Genomic DNA, 20,037 nt, shown 5'->3' on the forward strand with positions numbered 1-20,037 from the left:
CGATATTCAAGCCTCGCGCGCCTCCACCATGGCCGTCAGCGTCGAAAGCCGGTCGGCATCGCGGGGGAGCTTGTCCTGCCGCAGCCGCGCGATGCGCGGAAAACGCATGGCGACGCCGGATTTGTGGCGGGTGGAGCGGTTGATGCCCTCGAAGGCGACTTCCAGCACGAAACCGAAATCCGGTTCTGCGCGCACCGCCCGCACCGGACCGAAACGATCGGTCGTGTTGTCGCGCACGAACTTGTCGAGCACTTCGAGTTCGGCATCCGTAAAGCCGAAATAAGCCTTGCCGACCGGCACCAGTTCCTCGCCGTCCGGCGTTTCGGCCCAGACCCCGAAGGTGAAGTCGGAATAATAGCTGGACCGCTTGCCGTGGCCGCGCTGGGCATAGAGCATCACCGCATCGATATTATAGGGATCGCGCTTCCACTTGAACCACGGCCCCTTGAGGCGCCCGGCCTGATAAGGGCTGTCCTTGCGCTTGATCATCACTCCTTCGATGACCGGATCGGGCGGGGCGACCCTGAGGCGATCGAGTTCGTCCCAGGTGGCGAAGGGTACCAGCTGCGAAAGGTCGAAACGGTCGTGCGGAGCGTGTTCGATGACATCGCCGAGGCGCTTGCGACGCTCGAAGAAGGTTTCCGCGCGGATATCCCTGGCGCGTTCGAAGAGAAGGTCGTAGGCGCGCACGAAGGCGGGATAGTCATCGAGCATCCTGCCGGTCACCGTCTTGCGGTTCAGCCGCTGCTGCAGGTCGGAAAACGTGCGGGTCGGATTGTTGGAACGCGCCGTGCCGCCGACCAGAAGTTCGCCATCGATGACGCCTTCGAAATTGATCGCCTCGACGATATCCGGAAAGGCGCCGGTAATATCGTCGCCGGAGCGGGAATAAAGCTTCTTCGTGCCGCCGTAGCTGGACATCTGGACGCGGATGCCGTCCCATTTCCACTCGGCGGCGTAATCGGCAGGATCGAGCTTTTCGAGATCGCCCTCCTCCACCGGATTGGCCAGCATGACGGAATGGAAGATGGCCGGTGTCGCCAGAACCGGCTTTTCGGCGCGGCCCTCAAGCCAGGCGAAGAGTGGCTCATAGGGCGGGGTCAGGCCGTGCCAAAGGGTTTCGATCTCGGTGACATCCTTTCTGTTTTCCCCCGGGCCGCTCATATCCGAGAGCGCCTGTTTGGCGAGCCGCGCGGAAACGCCGATGCGCAAGGCGCCGGTGACGAGCTTGAGAAAGGCGAAACGACTCGACGTATCGAGGCGGTCGAGTAGGTCGCGGACGGCGGAACGGACCTCCAGCCGGCCGAGCGAGTTCATCTTCGTCACCACCTCGCCAAGCCGCGGCTGATGGTCGTCGTCGATCATGTCCTTCCGGCCGCCGTCCCAGACCAGCGAAATGGTCTCTGCAAGGTCGCCGACATAGTCGTAAGAATACTGAAAGAGGATCGGGTCCATGCGCTCCAGCACCAGTTCGCGCAGCATGGCGGGCTTGATGCTCTTCAGGTCGAGAGCGCCGGCGAGCGCGGCGAGGCCGTAACCGCGGTCGGGGTCAGGAGTGTCGCGGAAATAGTCGGCAAGGAGTTTGAGCTTGCCGTTGCGCGACGGGGTCAGCACGAGGCGGTCCAAAAGGGTGGCGAAGGGTTTCATAGGCGGGCAATGCCCCCGGTGAAGGCCGCGCCTGCAACATGCCATTTGCACGGCCGCAAACGTTCCACCATCAATCCCCCTCGTCCTCATAGCCAACCAGATGCAGCGGCCGGGCGGGGATAGCCTTCAGCTCGCACCAGCGCACCAGGGCCTCCTCACGACCGTGGGTGACCCAAACTTCGGACGGGCCGATCTCCTCTATGGTGGCGAGCAGTTCCGGCCAGTCGCAATGATCGGAAATCACCAGCGGCAGTTCGACGCCGCCCTGTTTGGCGCGCTGGCGGACCATCATCCAGCCGGAGGCGAAGGCAACCAGCGGCTCGTTGAAGCGCCGCGCCCAGCGCTCCTGGAAAGCAGACGGCGGGCCGACGATGACTGCTCCCTTGAACGCCTCGGGATCGCTCTTTTCGATGGTCGCGGGGCGGATATCGCCGAGATCGATGCCCTGGCCGACATAATAGTCGCAGAGTTTCGCCAGCGCGCCGTGGATGTAGATCGGATCGGAATACCCGCAATCGCGGATGAGGCGGATGACGCGCTGGGCCTTGCCGAGCGCGTAGGCGCCGACGAGATGGCTGCGTTCGGGAAACTGTTCGAGCGACGTGAACAGCTTTCCGATCTCGGCCTTCGGATCAGGATGGTGAAAGACCGGCAGGCCGAAGGTCGCCTCGGTGATGAAGACATCGCAGGCGACCGGCACGAAGGGGGCGCAGGTGGGATCCGTGCCGCGCTTGTAGTCGCCCGAAACGACGATCCTGAGCCCGTCCTTCTCGATGGCGATCTGGGCCGAGCCGAGCACATGGCCGGCGGGATGGAAACTCACACGCACGCCGTCGAGATCGAACTCCTCCCCGAAGGCGGCGGCCTGTTCGGAGCCACAGAAATCCTCGCCGTAACGCAGCCGCATGATGTCGAGCGTCTGGCGTGTCGCAAGAACCTTTTCATGGCCGGCGCGGGCATGATCGGAATGGCCATGGGTGATCAGTGCCCGCCCGACGGGGCGCACCGGATCGACATGGAAGCGGCCGATGGGGCAGAACAGCCCGGCCGGGGTGGGATGAAGCAGCGCCTCGGGTTTCATGCCCCTGAAGATAGGGTGAAATCGGCGCCGCGCCAGAGCAATCTCAGGCAGCGTCCGGCTTGTTTTCGGGCGCCGTCCTCTTTTCCGCCACCTGCATCGAAGGCAGGCGCACCGGCTTCAGCATGCAGCCGGCGATGAAGCCGACCACCGCGATGATGCTGCCGGCGATGAAGACCGGCACGAAGGCGTGAGCATAGAGGGCGTGCACCGCCATGCGCGAGGCTTCGGGAAGCGCCAGCATCATCGTCGGCGTCAAGGAGCCGATGTCGTCGACCCCAGGGATGCTGGTGCCGACGCCGCGAATGCCGGCGGCCACGATCGCGCCGTAGATCGAGATGGCGATCGAGGCACCGGCCATCCGCATCAGCGTGACGGCGCCGGTCGCCGCACCGACATCCTCGCGCGGGGCGGAGTTCTGCACGCCGATGATCGGCGCCTGCTGACCGAAGCCGATCGCCAGGCCCTGCATCAGCATGAAGCCGAGGATGAAGTAGATCGGCGTGCCGACCGGAAGCTGCGAGAAGATGAACAGCGCCGCGATGTTCAATCCGAGGCCGATCAGCGTGAACGGCTTGTAGCGCCCGCTGACCGAAATCAGCCGGCCGGTTAAGATCGAACCGATGACGATGCCGCTCGTGGTGGCGACAAAACAGAAGCTTGCGATCGTCGGCGAAAGCCCGGTCGTCGTCTGCAGGAAGAGCGCGAAGTAATTTGCCATGCCGATCGCCACGCCCCCGGTGCAGAAGGCGACGACGAGGAAAAGCGAGAAGGTCGAATCGCGGAAGAGCTTCAGGGGCACGATCGGCTCCGGGACGCGGCTTTCGACGAAAACCCAGAAAATGGCGCAGAGGGCGCCGATCGCCACGACGACCATGGACTGCCAGGCGACCAGCGAACCGAAAAGCGTCACGCTGTCGGCCCAGACTACGATGCTCGCCACCGTGCCGGCCAGAAGCAGCGCGCCGAGATAATCGATCTTCGGTTTACGGACGGGGCGGCGATAGGGAAGCAGGAGCGAGATGCCGGTAAAGGCAATGATGCCGACCGGCAGGTTGATCAGGAAGATCGACCGCCAGCCGAAAAGCTCGCTCATCGTTCCGCCGAGCAGCGGCCCGAGGCTGCCGGAGGCCATGATGACGAGGCTCGAATAACTCTGGTATTTCGCCCGTTCGCGCGGCTCGAACAGATCGGCATTGATGGAGAAGATCGACACCATGATGCCGCCACCGCCAAGCCCCTGGAGGATGCGCGAGGCGATCAGCGAATCCATCGACCAGGCAAGTCCGCAGGTGAGCGAGCCGATGGTGAAGATGACGATCGCGGCAAGCATGACGTATTTGCGGCCGAAGAGATCGCCGAGCTTGCCGTAGATCGGCATCGAGGCACTGCTGGCCAGAAGATAGGCGGAACCGACCCAGCCGAAACGTTCCAGTTCGCCGAATTCGCCGATGATGGTGGGCAGCGCGGTGGAGACGATCTGGTTGTCGAGCGTCGCCATGAACAGCGCCGTCAGCAGGAAGCAGAAAATCACCAGCCGCTGGCGGTGGCTGGCGACGAGCGGCAGATGCGCCGGGCGGGTCATATCCATGGGTCAATCCAAAGTGTCCGAAATTTATGTGCCTCCAGCATATAATTGTCAACCGCACTTTGATGCGCTGCGCAGAGAACAGTTGGAAAGCCGACGACCCTTTGATATGTTCGGCGGATGACGACCAAGACCCTTGTGAAACCGTTGGCAGACGAGGCCCCCTCCCCCGAGGACGTGGCCCGCGTCAGCGAGACCATTACCCGTATGCGCCTCCTGATCGGGCGGCGTATCATCGGCCGCACGGCGATTGCCAACATCGCGCCGGGGCTCGACATTTCGCATCTCGACGTGCTCGACGCGATGCGGCGGGTCGATGGCGAGGTCACGGTCGGGGCGATCGCCGAGGTGATGCGTATCGATCCCTCCCGCGGCAGCCGGCTGGTGGCGGATCTCGTCGCACGCGGCATCCTGCGGCGCGATGCTTCCCAGGCCGACGGCCGACGGTCACTCGTCGTTCGCACCGAATTCGGCGACAGCCTGCTCGCCGAAATCCGCGCGGTAAAACGTTCGCTGCTCGCCCGTGTGCTGGACAACTGGGAGGCAGACGAACTCAACGCGTTTTCCATCCTGTTCGAAAAATTCGTGACGGATTTCGAGTCGGTCTATCTGACGGCGGAAAAGGCGCAGGAAGAAAAGCTCTCGCCTGCCCCCTGAACCTGCAAAAGCGGAAGCCTGCGGCCGACCCGAACGAAGAGGATTAAATCCCCTCCCCGCCTGCGACGCGCAGCCTGTCGCGGCCCTGGTCCTTCGCTTCGTACATGGCGCGGTCGGCGCGGGCGAGCAGCGCTTCGGGCGTGTCGCCGTCCTGCGGGAAAAAGGCGACGCCCATGCTGCAGGTGGCGGTAACGCTGGTTTCCTCGACGACGATCGGGCGCGAGATCGCGCTCCGCAATTCCTGCAGGCGGCGCAAGACGCCCAGTTCGTCGTGATTGAGATTGCTGAAGACGATCGCGAATTCATCGCCTCCGAGACGCACCAGGAGGTCGCTGACGCGAATGCAGTTGGACATGCGCGAGGCCAGCGTCCTCAAAACCTCGTCGCCCGCGGCATGGCCGAGCGTGTCGTTGATCTGCTTGAAGTTGTCGAGATCGATATAGGCGACCGTGATCTTGCGGCCTTCGCGGCGTCCCTCATGCAGGGCGCGGCCGAACTGGGTCCAGAACAGCGCGCGGTTCGGCAGGCCCGTCAGCGGATCGTGATGCGCCATGTGCTGGATGCGCTCTTCGGCACGGGCGCGGTCGATGGCGATGCCGGCGATATCGGTTGCCATCGCGGTCAATTCGAGTTCCAGCACGGTGGGTTCACGCGGGCTGTTCGAATAAAGCCCGAACGTGCCGAGCACGCGCCCGTCGGCCCCCATGATCGGTGTCGACCAGCAGGAACGGAAACCGAAAGTGATCGCAAGCTCGCGATAATCGTCCCACAAGGGATCAGTCAGCACATCCTTGACGAAGACCGGCGAGCGCCGCCACGCGGCCGTGCCACAGGAGCCGACTTTCGGGCCGATCTCGATGCCGTCGATCAGGCGGACATAGGCCTCCGGCATGCGGGTCGCCGAGCCGTGCCGCAAGCGATTGGTGCCTTCTTCGAGAAAGAGGACGGAGGCGATGACATCGTCTAGCTCTTCCTCCACGGTGCGAACCAATGCATCCAGAACCGACTGGAGCGGCTGGCCGCGGGCGATCATTTCGAGAAGCCGGGCATGCCCGTGCCGCCGGTCGTCCTGCCGTTTGCGCTCGGTGATGTCGCGGGAAATGCCGACAAGTCCGACGATCTGGCCATCCGTATTGCGCAGCGGCATCTTCGACGTGGTCAGCCAGAGGATCCGACCGTCGGTGAGCTTGATGCGTTCCTCGCGTCCCTCGACGGCCTCGCCGGTCGACATCACCTGCTGCTCGACGGCGAACAGTTCCGCCGCAGTCTCCTTATCGAGAATGTCGAAATCGGTCTTGCCGACCAGGTCGCGACCGTTATGGAACTTGCTGTTACGGCCGGCGGCGGCGTTGGCGAACACGAAACGGCCGCGACGATCCTTCACATAAATGAAATCCGGCAATTGATCGAGAAGGGTGCGCGTTTCGATCTCACGCGCCACGAGCGCGACTTCGAGATCGACATCGCTTTCCGTCGAGATGCGAAGGAGCCGGCTACAAAGCTCCTCCAGAGGATCTGTGGTGAACGCTGAAGGAACGCCGTATGATGCGGGGTTCACCATCCTTGTCTATCCTCTTCCAGTCCAGAAAATATCCGAGACCCCGCCATCTGATCTGCCGACAGCATGGCGGAAAATTCCTTATCCTTGCTTAAAAACATCGCGAAATTGCCACGGTTGAGCGGAGTACAGAAGTCTTTTCTACTAAGTCATCCAGTACTAATTGGCGTTACGACAATACAAAGGATTGGCATGGAAAATGCTTCGTTGACGGCAGGGAGAAAAGCTGGATGATTTCGAGACGGTCCGCCTTGACGATGATCGCCGCGGCAGCTGCCGCCGGCGGGCTGCCGCGGCGCGCGCTTCATGCCGCGCCTTCGGATTTTTCGACCGATGTTTCGGCGGCCGGCCTGCGCGGCTCGATCGATGCCGGCCAGCACGGCGTGACGCCGGATGGCGGCGACAGGCAGAGCCGCAAGTTCAAGGAGGTCATCGCCAAGGCGGCGCGGCAGAACATGCCCGTCTTCCTGCCGCCGGGGAATTACCCGGTCTCCAATCTCGACCTGCCGGACGGGACGCGGATCACCGGCGTGCCGGGCGCCTCGCGGCTCGTCTATTCCGGCGACGGGCATCTCATTCGTGCCGATGGCGCGCGGCGTATCGAACTTTCAAACCTCGTCATCGACGGCGCCAACCGCTGGCTGGACGACCAGACGCCGGCGCTTGTCCACATGCGCGGCATCGGCGGCGTGACGGTGGACAATTGCGAGATCATCGGCTCGCGCAAGACAGCGGTGCAATTCGAACGTTCGGGCGGACGGATCGAGCGCAGCCGCATTTCAGGCGCGGCGGAATACGGTCTTTATGCCGTCGAAAGCACGGGGCTTTCGGTGACCGGCAACCAGGTCTTCGACTGCGGCAATGGCGGCATACTCATCCATCGCTGGACCAAGGGCGCGGACGGCACGATGGTTTCCGGCAACCGCATCTTCCGGATCGGCGCCACGCATGGCGGAACCGGCCAGTACGGCAATGCGATCAATCTTTTCCGGGCCGACAATGTGATGGTGACGGGCAACCACATCTCGCAATCGGCCTTTTCCGCCATCCGCGCCAACAGCGCATCGAATGCGCAGATCGCCAACAACCACTGCCTCGGTTCCGGCGAGACGGCGATCTACGCCGAATTCGCCTTCGAGGGAGCGATGATCTCCGGCAATATCGTCGACGGGGCGGCCAACGGCATCTCGGTCGTCAACTTCAACGAGGGCGGCCGGCTGGCGACCGTCGCCAACAACATCGTCCGAAACCTCAAATCCACCGGTCCCTATGTGCTCGAGGAGGCGATTTTCGGGGTCGGCGTCAGCGTCGAGGCGGATACGGCGGTGACAGGCAATATCATCGAAAACGTGCCGCTCTGGGGGATGGCACTCGGCTTCGGCCCTTATCTGCGCAACGTACTTGCGAACAACAATATCGTGCGGCAGGCGAAAGTCGGCTGTGCGGTCACCGTCGTCGAAGGAGCCGGCAGCGCGCTGATCACGAACAACGTCTTCGAAGGCATGAAGGACGGGGCGGTCATCGGCTACCGCTGGAAGGCCCCCGCCACAGCCGAACTCGGCCGCGGCGACGAGCAGAGTTTCAGGCACCTGACGATCGGGAGCAACCGGATCGCCTGATTGATCGACCCATCGAAAACTTTCATTGCCGTCCAACGCGGATTGATCTTCCGTTTTGGCGTGCCTACCCCTAGCTTGCGGCCGCATTGTTTTCGCATGCCGTTGTTCCGAAACCGGTTTCCCCTTTCGGGCGGCATGCGCAAGGAGGGACGTTGAATGCTGAAAATCCATGGTGTCTATCGCTCGCGCGCCACGCGGCCGCTCTGGCTGATCGAAGAACTCGGAATTCCGTTCGAGATCGTGCCGGTCATCCAGGCCTATCGCCTGAAGGAGCCGATGGCGGCCGGTGCGCCGGTCAACACGCTGTCGCCGGAATTCCTGGCCGTCAACCCGATGGGCTCGATCCCCTCGATGGACGACGACGGCTTCGTGCTGCACGAATCGCTCGCCATCACGCTCTATCTCGCCCGCAAATATGGCGGCGATCTCGGCCCGAAGGACATCAATGAAGAGGCACAGATGGTGCAGTGGTCGCTGTTCGGCGCCACCAGCATCGAGACGCCGGCCCTGAAGATTTCCTCGACGATCGCCGGCGGCAAGCAGGATACGGAAGAAGGCAGGACGGATATCGACGTTTCCGCCCGCCTTCTGAAACGTCCGTTCGACGTGCTCGAAAAGCACCTTTCCCAGAACGGCCACATGGTCGGCGGCCGTTTCACGGTGGCGGATATCAATGTCGCGGAAGTGGTGCGGTATGCGCAAGGCCACGCCCCGGTCTTCGACGGCCGCCCGGCACTGAAGGCCTGGCTCGAAACATGCCAGGCCCGCCCGGGCTTCAAAGCCATGTGGGACAAGCGCACCGCCGAACCGGCCTGATCGAGCCGGCCTGATCGAGCCGGCTTGGTCCGAAGCCGGCTTAGTCGAAGTCGTCAGGGTTCTTCCAGCACGGCGAGTTCACCTCTCAGCCAGGCATGGAAGGCCCTGACCTTCGGCGGCGGGCGGGACCCGGCGCGGGTGACGAAATAGTGCCCGAAGCCGGTCGCCGCCCGGATATCGAAAGGCTCGACCAGCCTGCCCTGCTCCAGCGCGTAGGCCGCCAGCGTCTGCCAGGCGAGCATCACCCCCTCGCCCGCTATGGTCGCATCGAGACAGAGCGAGGCCTCGTTGAAGACATGGCGGACCGTCATCGGCACCGGCTCCAGCCCAGCCGCCCTGAACCAGACCTCCCAGGAAAACATCGCCCGCCCATCGACGATCGCCGGCAGTCTAAGGATATCGGCGGGTTCCTTCAGCCGTTCGGCGAGTGCGGGCGCGCAGACCGGAAAGACAAGCTGCGAGAGGAGCAGTTCCGCGTCGACTCCCGGCCATTTGCCGGCTCCCACCCGGATGCCGAGATCCACCCCGTCGGTGACGAAATCCGCCATGGCGGTCGTCGCCTCAATCCGCAGCCGGATCTCCGGATGCAGCGACGTGAACCGATCCAGCCGGTGGACGAGGAAACGCGCGGCGAAGACCGGGGCGACGGAAATGGTCAGCAGCGTATCGTCGCGCTGCCGGCCGAGGCCGACGGCTTCCGAGAGCGACTGGAAACCGTCCGTCAGCCGCGCCAGCATGGGCCGCGCCGCATCGGTCGGCGCCATGCCCTTCGGCAGGCGATGAAAGACCGGCTGGCCCAACTGCGCCTCCGCCTTGATGACCTGCTGGCTGACGGCGCCGATCGAGACGCCGAGCTCTTCCGCCGCCGCCTGCAGGGAGCCGAGCCGGCCGACTGCCTCCAGCGCCCGTAAACCGTTGAGATGCACGAGGTTCAGGTTCTTCATATAGATTTTCTAAAGCCGCATGCTGAAGAACTCAATTGAAAAGCGGCCTCACCTCGCCGATATTCTTCCTGCAAATGAACATACGTTTGCGAGGTGACGACATGACACCGCTAAAGATTTTCTTGAACCTGAAGGATCGGCTGCTGGCCGAGGAAGCCCTGACGGACATTCAGCCGGACGATCCTTTACAGCATCCCGAGGTGCGCTCGATGAACCTCCGGCAACTGGCCGACCTGCCCTTCCCCGGCCATTTCCACCCTGCGGCGCATCATGAAAAGCCGCTTCTCGCGAAATGTGCATGAACGGCCGATGATCCTTCCGCCGCGGTTGCGGTTAGGGTGCGGCGGCCTGCTCTGCCTCCGCGCGCTGGACGCCTGGTCGAGCTTTCATGCGCTCGAAATGCGCATTGACCTTCGGGAAATCGGCACGATCGAGCTTCAGGTTCGGCAGCCAACTGGTCATCAGGTAGAGATAGGGATCGGCAACCGAATAGGTTTCGCCGAGCACATAAGGGCCTTCGAGGAAATCGTCCTCGATGAGCTGGAAGCAATCGTGAAAATTCTTCGGCGCCTTGGCCATCATGTCGTCGAACGAGGCCTGGCTGTCCGCCCAGCGATAATAACGGCGGTAATGCGCATAGGCGACATGCACCGTCGAGGCGATATAGGCATTGAAGGCCTGCATCTTGCCGAACAGGAAGGGATCATCCAGCGGGGCAAGCTTCGCTTCCGGTGCCGCCTGGGCGATGAAGGCGAGGATGGCGACGGATTCGGTGATCACGCCGCGATCCGTCACCAGCGCCGGCACGCGCCCCTTCGGGTTGATCTTCAGATAGGCTTCCGACTGCTGTTCGTTTTCGGCGAATTTCACCCGCCTGACCTCATAGGGCAGGCCGGATTCGGCGAGCGCGATGTGGCTGGCAAGCGAACAGGCATTGGGCGAAAAGAACAGCGTGTACATGGGGATCCTCCGGTTGGCCGGGATGTTGTAGGGCGTTTCTCACCTGAATGGAAACGCCCCGCAGCCGAAATTTTCGTGCCCCGGCTCAGACGACACCCGGCACATCCTCCAACCGGTACCAAACCGGAATGCCACGCTCGGTGGCGATCCGAACGTCGTTGTCGGCGCCCTTAGATGCGCCCGGGAGCCTCAGCACACCTTCACAAAGCTGCAGCAGCCGGCCGGCCGTCGGGTGGAAAATCTCCTCGTAGAGATCGTCGCCGGGATGTTTGCCGCCCGCCGCATGCCAGACGGGCAGCGCCACCCATTCACCGATCATCGGCACATGACCGGCCTTGAACAGCGCATAGGACGGCGCTTCCAGCCGCTTGAGGTTTTCCGCCATCTTCTTGGGGTCATCGTCCGTGCCGGACCGATAGGGGCCGGCGATCAAAATCAACATCTTCGTTTCTCCAGAATTTATCCGCACCCATCGCGGAACCGCACGAATTTGCCTGAATTGCTTTACTTAATCCAGATTTTCAGGCATTTTCACGCTTATTCATGCAATTTCGTGCAGAGTCAAGACCATGCTGACAAGCCAACGCAAGAGCCTCATTCTCGACATGCTGCGTCGCGAGGGGCAGGTGATCGCCAAACGGGCGGCCGAGGAGTTTTCGCTTTCGGAAGATACGATCCGCCGCGACCTCCGCGAGATGGCGGCGGAAGGCCTGCTCCGGCGGGTACATGGCGGAGCGATGCCGGTCGCACCGGACCTGCCGGATTTTTCCGCGCGGCAGACGATTTCATCCGACGTGAAGCGGAGGCTGGGTGCGGCGGCCGCGAAGCTGGTGAAGCCGGGGCAGATGATCTTTCTCGACGGCGGCACATCGACCGCGGAGATCGCCCGCGCGCTTCCCCGCGATTTCGGGTTCACCGTCGCGACCCACAGCCCGACGATCGCCGCCGAACTGGAGCATCATCCGGCAGCGGAGGTGATCCTGATCGGCGGGCGGCTCTACAAACATTCCATGGTGGCGGTGGGTGCGGCGGCAATGAGCCAGATTTCGCTGATCCGCCCGGATGTTTTTTTTCTCGGCGTCACCGCCGTCCATCCGTCCCAAGGGCTTTCGACCGGGGATATGGAGGAAGCGGCGATCAAGCGGCATATCGCTTCGCGTGCAGCGGAGACGTTTGTGCTGATCACGGAGGAGAAGCTGGACAGATCGTCGCCCTGCACGATCATGCCGGTTTCGGAGCTGACGTGCATGATCGTGCAAAACGGAATCGATGAGGACCGGTTGACGTCGTATAGGGCGCTGGGTGTGAATGTGGTGGAGGCGTGAGGCCGCCACGTCTGGCAATCGGTCGCAAAGCCGGCGGAATCAGCCTTTCAGGAAGTTCGCCGCAGTGAGAGGAACAGGCCTGTAGCCGTCGACATCGGCGATATCATATTCCCGACCCAGTTCCGCCGCGACCAGAACGCGACCGGATTTCGACATCAGCAAAGGATCTCGCCAGAGTCCGCTCAGGACGTGGCCGATGAACCTCGGGGATTCAGAATTGGACAAGTCGAAATATTCGGCATTCTGCATGACGGCTTCGGTGCGTACCAGGCCGGGATAGAGTGCAACGGCGGCGACATTGTGCGGACGCAGTTCGTGCGCGAAGTCTGCGGCCATCTTATCGGCTGCCGCTTTGGCCATGCCGTAGATCGCGTTCCCGTCGTAAAATTGCGCTGCCCAGAATGAAATATTGACGATCAGACCACGCCGCGTCGAAATCATCATCGGCGCCACCGCACGCGACATCATGAAAGCCGCCTTGAGGGCCGTGCCGATCATTGCGTCCCATCGCCAGGCGGGTTGCTCCCAGAAGGGACGAGGCCAAGTAAAATCCCCGTCCTCGACCATATTTTCATAACCGGGCCAGGCATTGTTCACCAGAATATCCAGCCTGTTGCCGGCTCTGATCTCCGCGGCCACGCCTTCGGTTTCGGCGTCATTGCTGTGGTCGCAATGGTGAATGACAATGCGACCGGGCAATCCTCCAGCCTCGCGCTCCAGCCCCTCCAGAGATCCTGCGCGCTTACCCTCCAGGCTTGTCTCCGCCTCGGAACGGGTGCGACCGGTCACGTGAACCGTGGCGCCCTCCGCAGCGAGCGCGAGCGCGATCCCTCGGCCGACACCGCGGCTTGCGCCCGTAACCAACGCGATGACGTCTTTCATACTGGCTGGCCTCCCTTAGACGGCTGTTAAAGGCGGGGACCTCAAAAATTTCCGAAATATGTAGCAAGTGCCACCAGGACTGCGAAAAATAAGATCAGGGGCCAGGTTCATTGCCGGGCTTCTGAATGGCGTTCCAGAGGCTGCCCGGCGTAAAATCATAGCCCAAGCGCATCCATTGCATCACATCAAACGGGTGCGCGACAATGAGATCCGCTCTACCGATCTCATATCTTAAAGCCTATAGGGTTCGCTGTCCCGAAGAAGTAGTGTTCACCACTTGCGTGTCCACGACAGAAGCATCCTTGGCGGCGAAATCCCTCAGATTGTCCGTAACAAGAATGTCGGCCTCGGCACCGAAGGCCGTAGCTAACACGCCTGCATCCTCTACGTCAGACATGGCGAAGCGCTCTTCTCCGCCCAAAATCAGATAGGGATCGAGCGAATCCGGCCCATATTTCATAATATCGATGATGGAGCCGGTATATGCTTTGATGCGGTCTTCTGTGAATTGCAGTCGCCGGAGAACCGTCTCGAGGGTTTCGATCATCTCGAACGAGATGACTAGCTGAGCTCTATCATCTATGCCCCACTTTTGGCTGCTCACCATCGACACCAAGGTCTGGGTTGCAGTTCCCTTATGACCACGGTCGTGCGCCATTATGCTGCCGACGACGACGTTGACATCGACGTCGAGCAGCACCCGGGCAGGACGATCTATGGCCTACTTCCGGAGCGCGGCGGCACGGGTGAGGGCCGTCGCTTCTTCCAACATGTCGATCTCGCTGGACGCCTCTTCTGGCCCCCCGAACCGGTGCTCGGATGCCAGGTCGGTGGTTGCCTTCTCAAGACGAACCCGCGCCGCCGCTGCCATCATTTCGCGGCCAAGTCTGGTGATGGTGTCCTGGTCGTTCTGTGCGTTCAACTCGAGCAAGAAATCGCGGACACCCTTGGGAAGCCCAACGAATACGGTGATCGCGCTGGAAACCGCGTTCGATACGGACCTGTTTTCCATCGAAGCCACCATCTTCAATTTCGTGGCCGTTCTGCCATCGACATTCGCCGAGACTGTAGAGGACATCACGAGCTCCTATAGAAATACGTCATTTCTATATACCTGCAAAAGCAGCGATTTTAGAAGGTGAGTCCGTGCACACCGTCCAAGACACATCTCACATCGTTACGCCTGAAGACCCGCTTCGTTGGTGGCAGTTGCTACCTAATTCCGAAAATTTCGCTGCGGCAAAGAAGACTCGCCACATAAAAACCAGGGAACAGTCAAATTCAATCCCGCGGAGCAATCCGGCTAAAGCCCTCCTCTCTGCCAGAGGCGAGGAGAATGCGGCGGTTGCCGGATGAGTGTTATCTATGCAAACATCACGTCCGTGACCTTGACGTCACCCACATGCATGCCGTTCCAGTTGCTCATCGACTTGTTGGCCATCGACAGCAGCTTTTGCTGCACTTCGCCGCCCTTTTCGAAATAGCGGGAAATGAGCGCGAAGATCATCGCTTCGGCAGCGCGCGTCGTGCCATCCTCGCATTTGACGGCCATGGCGAGGCCCTGATCCGGCAGCGCCGCGACGAAGACGCCTTCGGCGCCGGTCTTGGCAAAGATCCTGCCGGGCGCAGCCTGCATCAGCGTAGTGCAGGCACGGTTGGTGCCGGCGACGTAGAAAGGTTCGGCCATGCAGGCTTCCATCAGCCGGCGCGAGGCTCTGGCGCGCTCCGGCGATAGCGTGTTTCCAGTCGCCATCTTGGCAAAACCATGGGCAAGCCCCTTCAGCGGCACCGCATAGCTCGGGATCGAGCAGCCGTCCGTGCCGCAGTTCTGGTGGCCGAGGATAGCGCCGGTCAGCCCTTCCATCGTGCCGCGGATTTCGGCCTGCAGCGGGTGGTCGTATTCCACGTAGCCTTTGACATCCATGCCCGCGTGGACACAGGTGCAGACGAAGCCGGAATGTTTACCGGAGCAGTTGTTATGAAGCTGCGTCGGCTTTTCGATGGTGCGGGCTTGGTGGATCAGCACGGTCTGGTCGGAGGCCCAATGGGCGCCGCATTCAAGCGCGGCCTCGTCGCGGCCGGCACTGGCGAGCATCGCGGCGGCTGTCGCCACGTGAGCGTCCTCGCCCGAATGGGAGGAGCAGGCGAGCGCCAGCTCGACATTGCCGAAACCATAGGCATCCGCGGCACCGCTTTCGATCAGCGGCAGCGCCTGCATGGCCTTGCAGGCCGAACGCGGGAAAACACCCGCCTCCGCTTCACCGAAAGAGAAGACGGTCCTGCCGTCGCCGTCGACGACCACGCCGAAGCCGCGATGACGGCTTTCCACCAGTTTGCCTCGGGTCACTTCGACGGTCACAGGATTTTGCATGGTCGGTCCTGAAATTGCTGTTTTTGATGATGCCTATGGCGCTGACGGGTCATAGCCGGTTCCGGCGCCATTTTCACGCCTTGATTCTCCAGGGGGCACCTTGCATGAAATCGGTTAAGCGGCTGTTTCTGGTCATCTTCATCGTTTATCTGCTGCCGACATTCGCCTCAGCCGGGCTCTGGGCGATCAAGGACCGGCCGTCCCGCTGGAGCGAGGCGCGCTGGTCGTCGGCCGGCATCCTGCCGAAACCGGAAGAAAGCAGCGAAGCGGCGATCTACGTCTTTTCCGCCATGACCGGCGGGTTCAAGGGTGCGATCGCAAGTCATGCCTGGATCGTCTTTAAGGAAAAGGGCGCCAAAACCTATACGCGCTTCGACAAAGTGGGCTGGGGTTCGCCGATCCGCCGCAACCACCGGGAGCCGGACGCCTACTGGTATTCCAACGCGCCGCAGCTGGTGACATCGGTGACCGGCTCGAAAGCCGAACTGCTGGTTCCGAAAGTCGAAGGGGCGATCGCCGCCTATCCCTACGCGGAGCCTGGCGGCTATACGATCTGGCCGGGGCCGAATTCCAATACGTTCGTCGCCTATGTGCTGCGCACCGTGCCGGAACTCGGCGCCGTGCTGCCGCCGCATGCAGTCGGCCGCGACTACCTGCCGGATGGCGAATTCTTCCATATCGACGACGACTGGCGGGACGTGCACCTGACGCTGCGCGGGCTGGTCGGCGTTTCGGCCGGGGTGCGCAGCGGCTTCGAACTGCATTTTTTAGGACTGGTCGCGGGCCTCGACCTCGCCAATCCGGGCATCAAGGTTCCGGCGCTCGGCCGAATCGGGATTTGAGATGGCAGCCATGCATAAAATGCAAAACGCCCGCGGAAGGCGGGCGTTCGACATGCATGCTGTCAGATGGCGATCAGAAGCCGACGGCCTGGCGTGCAACGCGGCGGATATCGCCCTGGGCGATGCCGAGATCGTTGAGTTCACGCGGTGTCATACGGCCCAGTTCGGCAACCGTCTGACGGTACTTGCGCCAATTGTTGAGAGTGCGTGCGACGTTCATGATGGTTCCCCTTTCCTGGGATTTTCGAAGCCCAGCTGCCAGTCCTTGGCGCTCTCGTTTGCTTCGATGACGCTTATATAAGCTTATCAAACGTGCACAGAAAGCGCCCACTTAGCAGGCCACCCATGCAGTATGTGCATGGGTCTTCTCATATTAGACTTAATGAAAACGAAGAACAGTCGCCGCTGGAAATGAAAAGGCCAGAAACGGAAAAGGGCCGCTCGAGGCGACCCTTCCATGAGTTTGGTCCGGTTGAACGAACCCGAGGCGCTTCACAGCGGCCCGAAGGAAGATGAGGTTCAGGCCGAGGGCTGCCCCGTCAAGACCATCACCTTTCCATTGCCCGTTACGCAGACCGAAATCTCATTAGACATTGGATCACCTTCCTTTCATTGCGTTGACGATGACTAAAAGGTAAGTGCGAAAGGTCGAATCCGCAAGGCACGTTATATGAACGATCGCGGATTTAATTGAGTTGCGAAAGCACCGGACCGGCTCTATCATTCGCGAGCTTCAATCGAGGCGTTCCACGTCCCGCTCCATCATATCTTCCGCAACCGCGATGCCGCTGCTAAAGCGTCACCACGATCTTGCCGATATGGGTGCTGGTCTCCATCAGCCGGTGCGCCTCGACGACCTGTTCGAAGGGCAGGACCGTGTGGATGACCGGTGCGACGGCTCCCTCCCCCAGGAGCGGCCAGACCTCTGCCTGGAGGTCATCGCGGATGGCGCGTTTTTCGTCCGCGGTGCGCGGGCGCATGGTGGAGCCGGTCACCGTCAGGCGCTTCACCATGATCGGCGAGAGATTGACATTTTCAGCCACGTTGCCGCCGAGGAAGGCGATGATTGACAGGCAGCCGTCCTTGGCGAGAACCGAAAGGTTCTTTTCCAGATAGGCGGCGCCGATCATGTCGAGCACGACGTCGACGCCTTTTCCGCCGGTCACCTCCCTGATCACGGCGGTGAAATCTTCCGTCTTGTAGTCGATGCCGCGCGTCGCACCGAGCCTTTCGCAGGCCTCGCATTTTTCCCTGGAGCCGGCAGTGGCGTAGATCGTCGCGCCGAAGGCCTTGGCAAGCTGGATCGCCGTCGTGCCGATGCCGCTCGTGCCGCCGTGGATCAGCACGCTTTCGCCCTCCGTGAGGCCGGCCATCTGGAAGAGGTTCGCCCAGACCGTGAAGAAGGTTTCCGGCAGCGCTGCCGCCCTGACGGCGTCATAGTCCTTCGGCCAGAAAAGCGCTTGGCCGGCCGGCACAACGCAGTATTCCGCATAACCGCCGCCATTCGCCAGCGCGCAGACCTTGTCGCCGAGCCTGAATTCCGAAACGCCTTCGCCGAGCGCGGCCACTTCGCCGGCGATCTCAAGGCCAAGGATGGGGCTTGCATCCTTGGGCGGCGGATAGGCGCCCTTGCGCTGCTGCACATCCGGGCGGTTGATGCCGGCCGCCTCGACCTTCACCAGGATTTCGCCCGGCCGGACCGCTGGCAGCGGCCCCTTGGCGATGGTCATGACCTCCGGTTCTCCGAAGGACGGCAGGTCGATGAAACGCATTTCGACGGGAAGCGGCATGGTGGGACTCTCCTCACAGTATTGGCCACTGATTTGGCCTCTGACTTAGGACAGTCCGATCAGGTTAGGAAGGCGGCGTTCCGCCACGCGGTCATTTTGTCTCGCCGAAACTCGCAAAGACGAGGCCGCCTTCATTGTCCTTGGCCTCGGCCTTGACGGCGGCGATTTCCGAACCGATGCGGCCGACATCGTCGAGAAGCAGGCCCTGCGGCAGTTCCAGGACGCCGATCGAGCAGCGCAGCAGGGGGAAATCGCGCTCGGCACCGGAGCGGTCGTGGCCGCGGATCTTGCCGGCGGCGCGCTCCTCCGGGGAATAGAGCTGGGCGACGTCGTCATGGAAATCCGAGAGCAGGCGTTCGAGGATTTCGTTCAGTTCGTCGCGGGTCCAGTCGCGTACGCCGATGAAGAAGTCGTCGCCGCCGACATGGCCGAGGAAATCACCTTCGGAGAAGAAATAGCGCTTCATCAAGGCGGCAAACAACGAGATGGCATGGTCGCCCATCTGGAAACCGTAATGATCGTTGAACGGCTTGAAGTTGTCGAAGTCGCAATAGCAGAAGAAGCGCGTCTGGTCGTCGTCCCGCCCTACCTCCTGCATGAAATCGCGGATGGCGCGATTGCCCGGCAATCCGGTCAGCGGATTCTGGTCCTGGGCGATCTTCAACTGCTTTTCGTTGATGACCTTGATGAGCGACGCGGCGGAGACGACGCCCGCGTAACGCATGTTCTCGGTCAGGATCACGCAGGCGCTGTTGTCCATGTTGGCGAAGAGGCTCATCAGCTCCTCCGCCTCGGCATCGAGCCCGATGATCGGCGCGCGGTCGACGAAATGCGAGATGGAGCGCTCATAGACCTTGTTCTTCAGAAGGTCACGGCCGAAGGGCTGATAGATGTATTCCTTCAGGTGGTATTCGTTGATGACGCCGCGCGGCTCGCCATTGGCGTTGAGGACCGGGAAAAAGGCCTGGCGCGGGTTTCGGTGAAAAAGCTCGAACACGCTGTCGATGCTCTCGTTCTCGTAGACCGTCGGCAGATGCTCGATCTGCTTGCGGATGAGGATTTCGTCGAGCGACTGGCTGGAGCGGCGCGAACGGCCGATATCGGCAAGATATGGGAAAGAGGACTGCAGTTCGGTGACGAAGGTAGTGGGGCGGGCGATGAACCAGCCCTGCACGAGATCGACGCCGTATTCGCGGCAGGCGAGAAACTCCGCCTCGGTCTCGATGCCTTCGGCAATGACGCGGATGCCGAGCACATGGGCGATGTTGACGATGTTCTTGACGAGATGGCGCTTGCGTGGGCTCTTGTCGATGCCGGCGACGAAATGCCGGTCGATCTTCAGGTAGTCGACCGGATGATCGCAAAGCAGCTTCATCTCACCATGACCGACTCCGAAATCGTCGATCGCCAGCTTGAAACCCTCCTTGCGCATGCGGGTCGCCACGTCGGCGAATTCCGGCACGCTGGTATTGTCGAAGCGTTCGGAAAACTCGAAGCAGACGGAAGACGGCGCGATATTGGCCTTGCGCAGGTGCTGGACCAGTTTTTCGATGAAATATTCGCCGTGGCGGATCAGCCGCACATCGAGATTGAGGAAAAGCGTCGCGGAGGAGAAATCCGGCAGGCTGGCGAACTTTGCAAGCGCGCGGCTCGCCATCATCTGTTCCAGTGCCAGAAGCTGGCCGGTTTCCTGAGCCTGATCGAGCAGTTCGAGGGGAGAAGAGAAGCCGATCCGCTCCTGGCCGCGCAGCAGCGATTCATATCCGAAGACCGAACCGGTCCCCACTTCGACGATCGGCTGGAAGGCATTTTCGAGAACGAGTTTCGAAAGGGTGACGAGCTGATCGCTCGCGTATCGACGGAAAACGCCCGGTTCCAAAATGGCCGCAGACGACATTACTCATTACTCCACTGCGCAATGGCCTCAAACACGAATGTAAGGGTCCCAGCAATTCGTCAA

General features: G+C 61.7%; 20 protein-coding genes. 6 read left to right on the forward strand and 14 right to left on the reverse strand.

The features are described 5' to 3' along the window. Positions 1 to 6 precede the first annotated feature (6 nt). The 3 genes from DMO26_RS03405 to DMO26_RS03415 all read right to left on the reverse strand — a co-directional run bounded on the left by DMO26_RS03405 (position 7) and on the right by DMO26_RS03415 (position 4,316). The gene (locus DMO26_RS03405; RefSeq protein ID WP_117190629.1) at positions 7 to 1,647 is read right to left on the reverse strand and encodes a cisplatin damage response ATP-dependent DNA ligase; all 1,641 of its coding nucleotides are present in this window, start codon (positions 1,645 to 1,647) and stop codon (positions 7 to 9) included. Positions 1,648 to 1,717: 70 nt separating this feature from the next. Further along, positions 1,718 to 2,728: a ligase-associated DNA damage response exonuclease gene (locus DMO26_RS03410; protein WP_162894693.1), complete on the reverse strand. Its 1,011-nt coding sequence runs from the start codon at positions 2,726 to 2,728 to the stop codon at positions 1,718 to 1,720. Between the two features lie 43 nt (positions 2,729 to 2,771). Beyond that, positions 2,772 to 4,316 carry an MDR family MFS transporter gene (locus DMO26_RS03415; protein ID WP_162894694.1) on the reverse strand — a complete coding sequence of 515 codons (1,545 nt, stop codon included), beginning with the start codon at positions 4,314 to 4,316 and terminating at the stop codon, positions 2,772 to 2,774. A gap of 117 nt (positions 4,317 to 4,433) precedes the next feature. On the opposite strand from DMO26_RS03415, the gene DMO26_RS03420 reads away from it, so the two are divergent. After that, entirely contained in the window at positions 4,434 to 4,970 is a 537-nt protein-coding gene (locus tag DMO26_RS03420; RefSeq protein WP_117190630.1) for a MarR family winged helix-turn-helix transcriptional regulator, read from the forward strand. Positions 4,971 to 5,013: 43 nt separating this feature from the next. Here DMO26_RS03420 and DMO26_RS03425 read toward each other — a convergent pair whose 3' ends face one another. Continuing rightward, entirely contained in the window at positions 5,014 to 6,531 is a 1,518-nt protein-coding gene (locus tag DMO26_RS03425) for a sensor domain-containing protein (protein WP_117190631.1), read from the reverse strand. A gap of 227 nt (positions 6,532 to 6,758) precedes the next feature. On the opposite strand from DMO26_RS03425, the gene DMO26_RS03430 reads away from it, so the two are divergent. Together DMO26_RS03430 and DMO26_RS03435 are read left to right on the forward strand one after the other, a co-directional pair. Then, positions 6,759 to 8,147 (forward strand): TIGR03808 family TAT-translocated repetitive protein, encoded by a 1,389-nt coding sequence (locus DMO26_RS03430; RefSeq protein ID WP_117190632.1) that lies wholly within the window; start codon positions 6,759 to 6,761, stop codon positions 8,145 to 8,147. Between the two features lie 156 nt (positions 8,148 to 8,303). Next, on the forward strand, positions 8,304 to 8,963 hold the full coding sequence (locus DMO26_RS03435; protein WP_117190633.1) for a glutathione S-transferase family protein: 660 nt from the start codon (positions 8,304 to 8,306) through the stop codon (positions 8,961 to 8,963). Positions 8,964 to 9,016: 53 nt separating this feature from the next. Here the strand turns inward: DMO26_RS03435 and DMO26_RS03440 are convergent, their stop codons facing one another. Beyond that, a complete protein-coding gene (locus tag DMO26_RS03440) occupies positions 9,017 to 9,907 on the reverse strand; it encodes a LysR substrate-binding domain-containing protein (protein WP_117190634.1) in 891 nt (296 codons plus the stop codon). 35 nt (positions 9,908 to 9,942) lie between these two features. On the opposite strand from DMO26_RS03440, the gene DMO26_RS03445 reads away from it, so the two are divergent. Next, entirely contained in the window at positions 9,943 to 10,209 is a 267-nt protein-coding gene (locus DMO26_RS03445) for a hypothetical protein (RefSeq protein ID WP_117190635.1), read from the forward strand. Between the two features lie 31 nt (positions 10,210 to 10,240). Here DMO26_RS03445 and DMO26_RS03450 read toward each other — a convergent pair whose 3' ends face one another. Beyond that, on the reverse strand, positions 10,241 to 10,867 hold the full coding sequence (locus tag DMO26_RS03450) for a glutathione S-transferase family protein (protein WP_117190636.1): 627 nt from the start codon (positions 10,865 to 10,867) through the stop codon (positions 10,241 to 10,243). Between the two features lie 85 nt (positions 10,868 to 10,952). After that, entirely contained in the window at positions 10,953 to 11,309 is a 357-nt protein-coding gene (locus DMO26_RS03455; RefSeq protein WP_117190637.1) for a DUF4406 domain-containing protein, read from the reverse strand. Between the two features lie 127 nt (positions 11,310 to 11,436). On the opposite strand from DMO26_RS03455, the gene DMO26_RS03460 reads away from it, so the two are divergent. Then, entirely contained in the window at positions 11,437 to 12,192 is a 756-nt protein-coding gene (locus DMO26_RS03460) for a DeoR/GlpR family DNA-binding transcription regulator (RefSeq protein ID WP_117190638.1), read from the forward strand. A 39-nt stretch (positions 12,193 to 12,231) separates the two neighbouring features. Here the strand turns inward: DMO26_RS03460 and DMO26_RS03465 are convergent, their stop codons facing one another. From DMO26_RS03465 to DMO26_RS03480, 4 genes are all read right to left on the reverse strand, one after another. Continuing rightward, complete coding sequence (locus tag DMO26_RS03465; RefSeq protein WP_117190639.1) at positions 12,232 to 13,074, reverse strand: SDR family NAD(P)-dependent oxidoreductase; 843 nt, start codon at positions 13,072 to 13,074, stop codon at positions 12,232 to 12,234. 238 nt (positions 13,075 to 13,312) lie between these two features. Continuing rightward, a complete protein-coding gene (locus tag DMO26_RS03470; protein WP_117190640.1) occupies positions 13,313 to 13,774 on the reverse strand; it encodes a PIN domain-containing protein in 462 nt (153 codons plus the stop codon). A 21-nt stretch (positions 13,775 to 13,795) separates the two neighbouring features. Further along, positions 13,796 to 14,152, reverse strand: a complete 357-nt coding sequence (locus DMO26_RS03475) for a hypothetical protein (protein WP_117190641.1) — start codon at positions 14,150 to 14,152, stop codon at positions 13,796 to 13,798. 285 nt (positions 14,153 to 14,437) lie between these two features. Next, positions 14,438 to 15,445, reverse strand: a complete 1,008-nt coding sequence (locus DMO26_RS03480) for an asparaginase (RefSeq protein WP_117190642.1) — start codon at positions 15,443 to 15,445, stop codon at positions 14,438 to 14,440. A gap of 104 nt (positions 15,446 to 15,549) precedes the next feature. Here DMO26_RS03480 and DMO26_RS03485 point away from each other — a divergent pair, with 104 nt between their 5' ends. Next, complete coding sequence (locus DMO26_RS03485) at positions 15,550 to 16,287, forward strand: DUF3750 domain-containing protein (protein ID WP_117191014.1); 738 nt, start codon at positions 15,550 to 15,552, stop codon at positions 16,285 to 16,287. A gap of 73 nt (positions 16,288 to 16,360) precedes the next feature. On the opposite strand, the gene DMO26_RS03490 is transcribed toward DMO26_RS03485, so the two are convergent. From DMO26_RS03490 to DMO26_RS03500, 3 genes are all read right to left on the reverse strand, one after another. Then, entirely contained in the window at positions 16,361 to 16,507 is a 147-nt protein-coding gene (locus DMO26_RS03490; protein ID WP_007751079.1) for a DUF1127 domain-containing protein, read from the reverse strand. A 571-nt stretch (positions 16,508 to 17,078) separates the two neighbouring features. Next, positions 17,079 to 18,077: an NAD(P)H-quinone oxidoreductase gene (locus tag DMO26_RS03495; RefSeq protein WP_117190643.1), complete on the reverse strand. Its 999-nt coding sequence runs from the start codon at positions 18,075 to 18,077 to the stop codon at positions 17,079 to 17,081. 91 nt (positions 18,078 to 18,168) lie between these two features. After that, entirely contained in the window at positions 18,169 to 19,974 is a 1,806-nt protein-coding gene (locus tag DMO26_RS03500; RefSeq protein WP_117190644.1) for a bifunctional diguanylate cyclase/phosphodiesterase, read from the reverse strand. Positions 19,975 to 20,037: the final 63 nt, after the last annotated feature.

Source organism: Rhizobium terrae, from assembly GCF_003425685.1.
Lineage (GTDB): Bacteria > Pseudomonadota > Alphaproteobacteria > Rhizobiales > Rhizobiaceae > Neorhizobium > Neorhizobium terrae.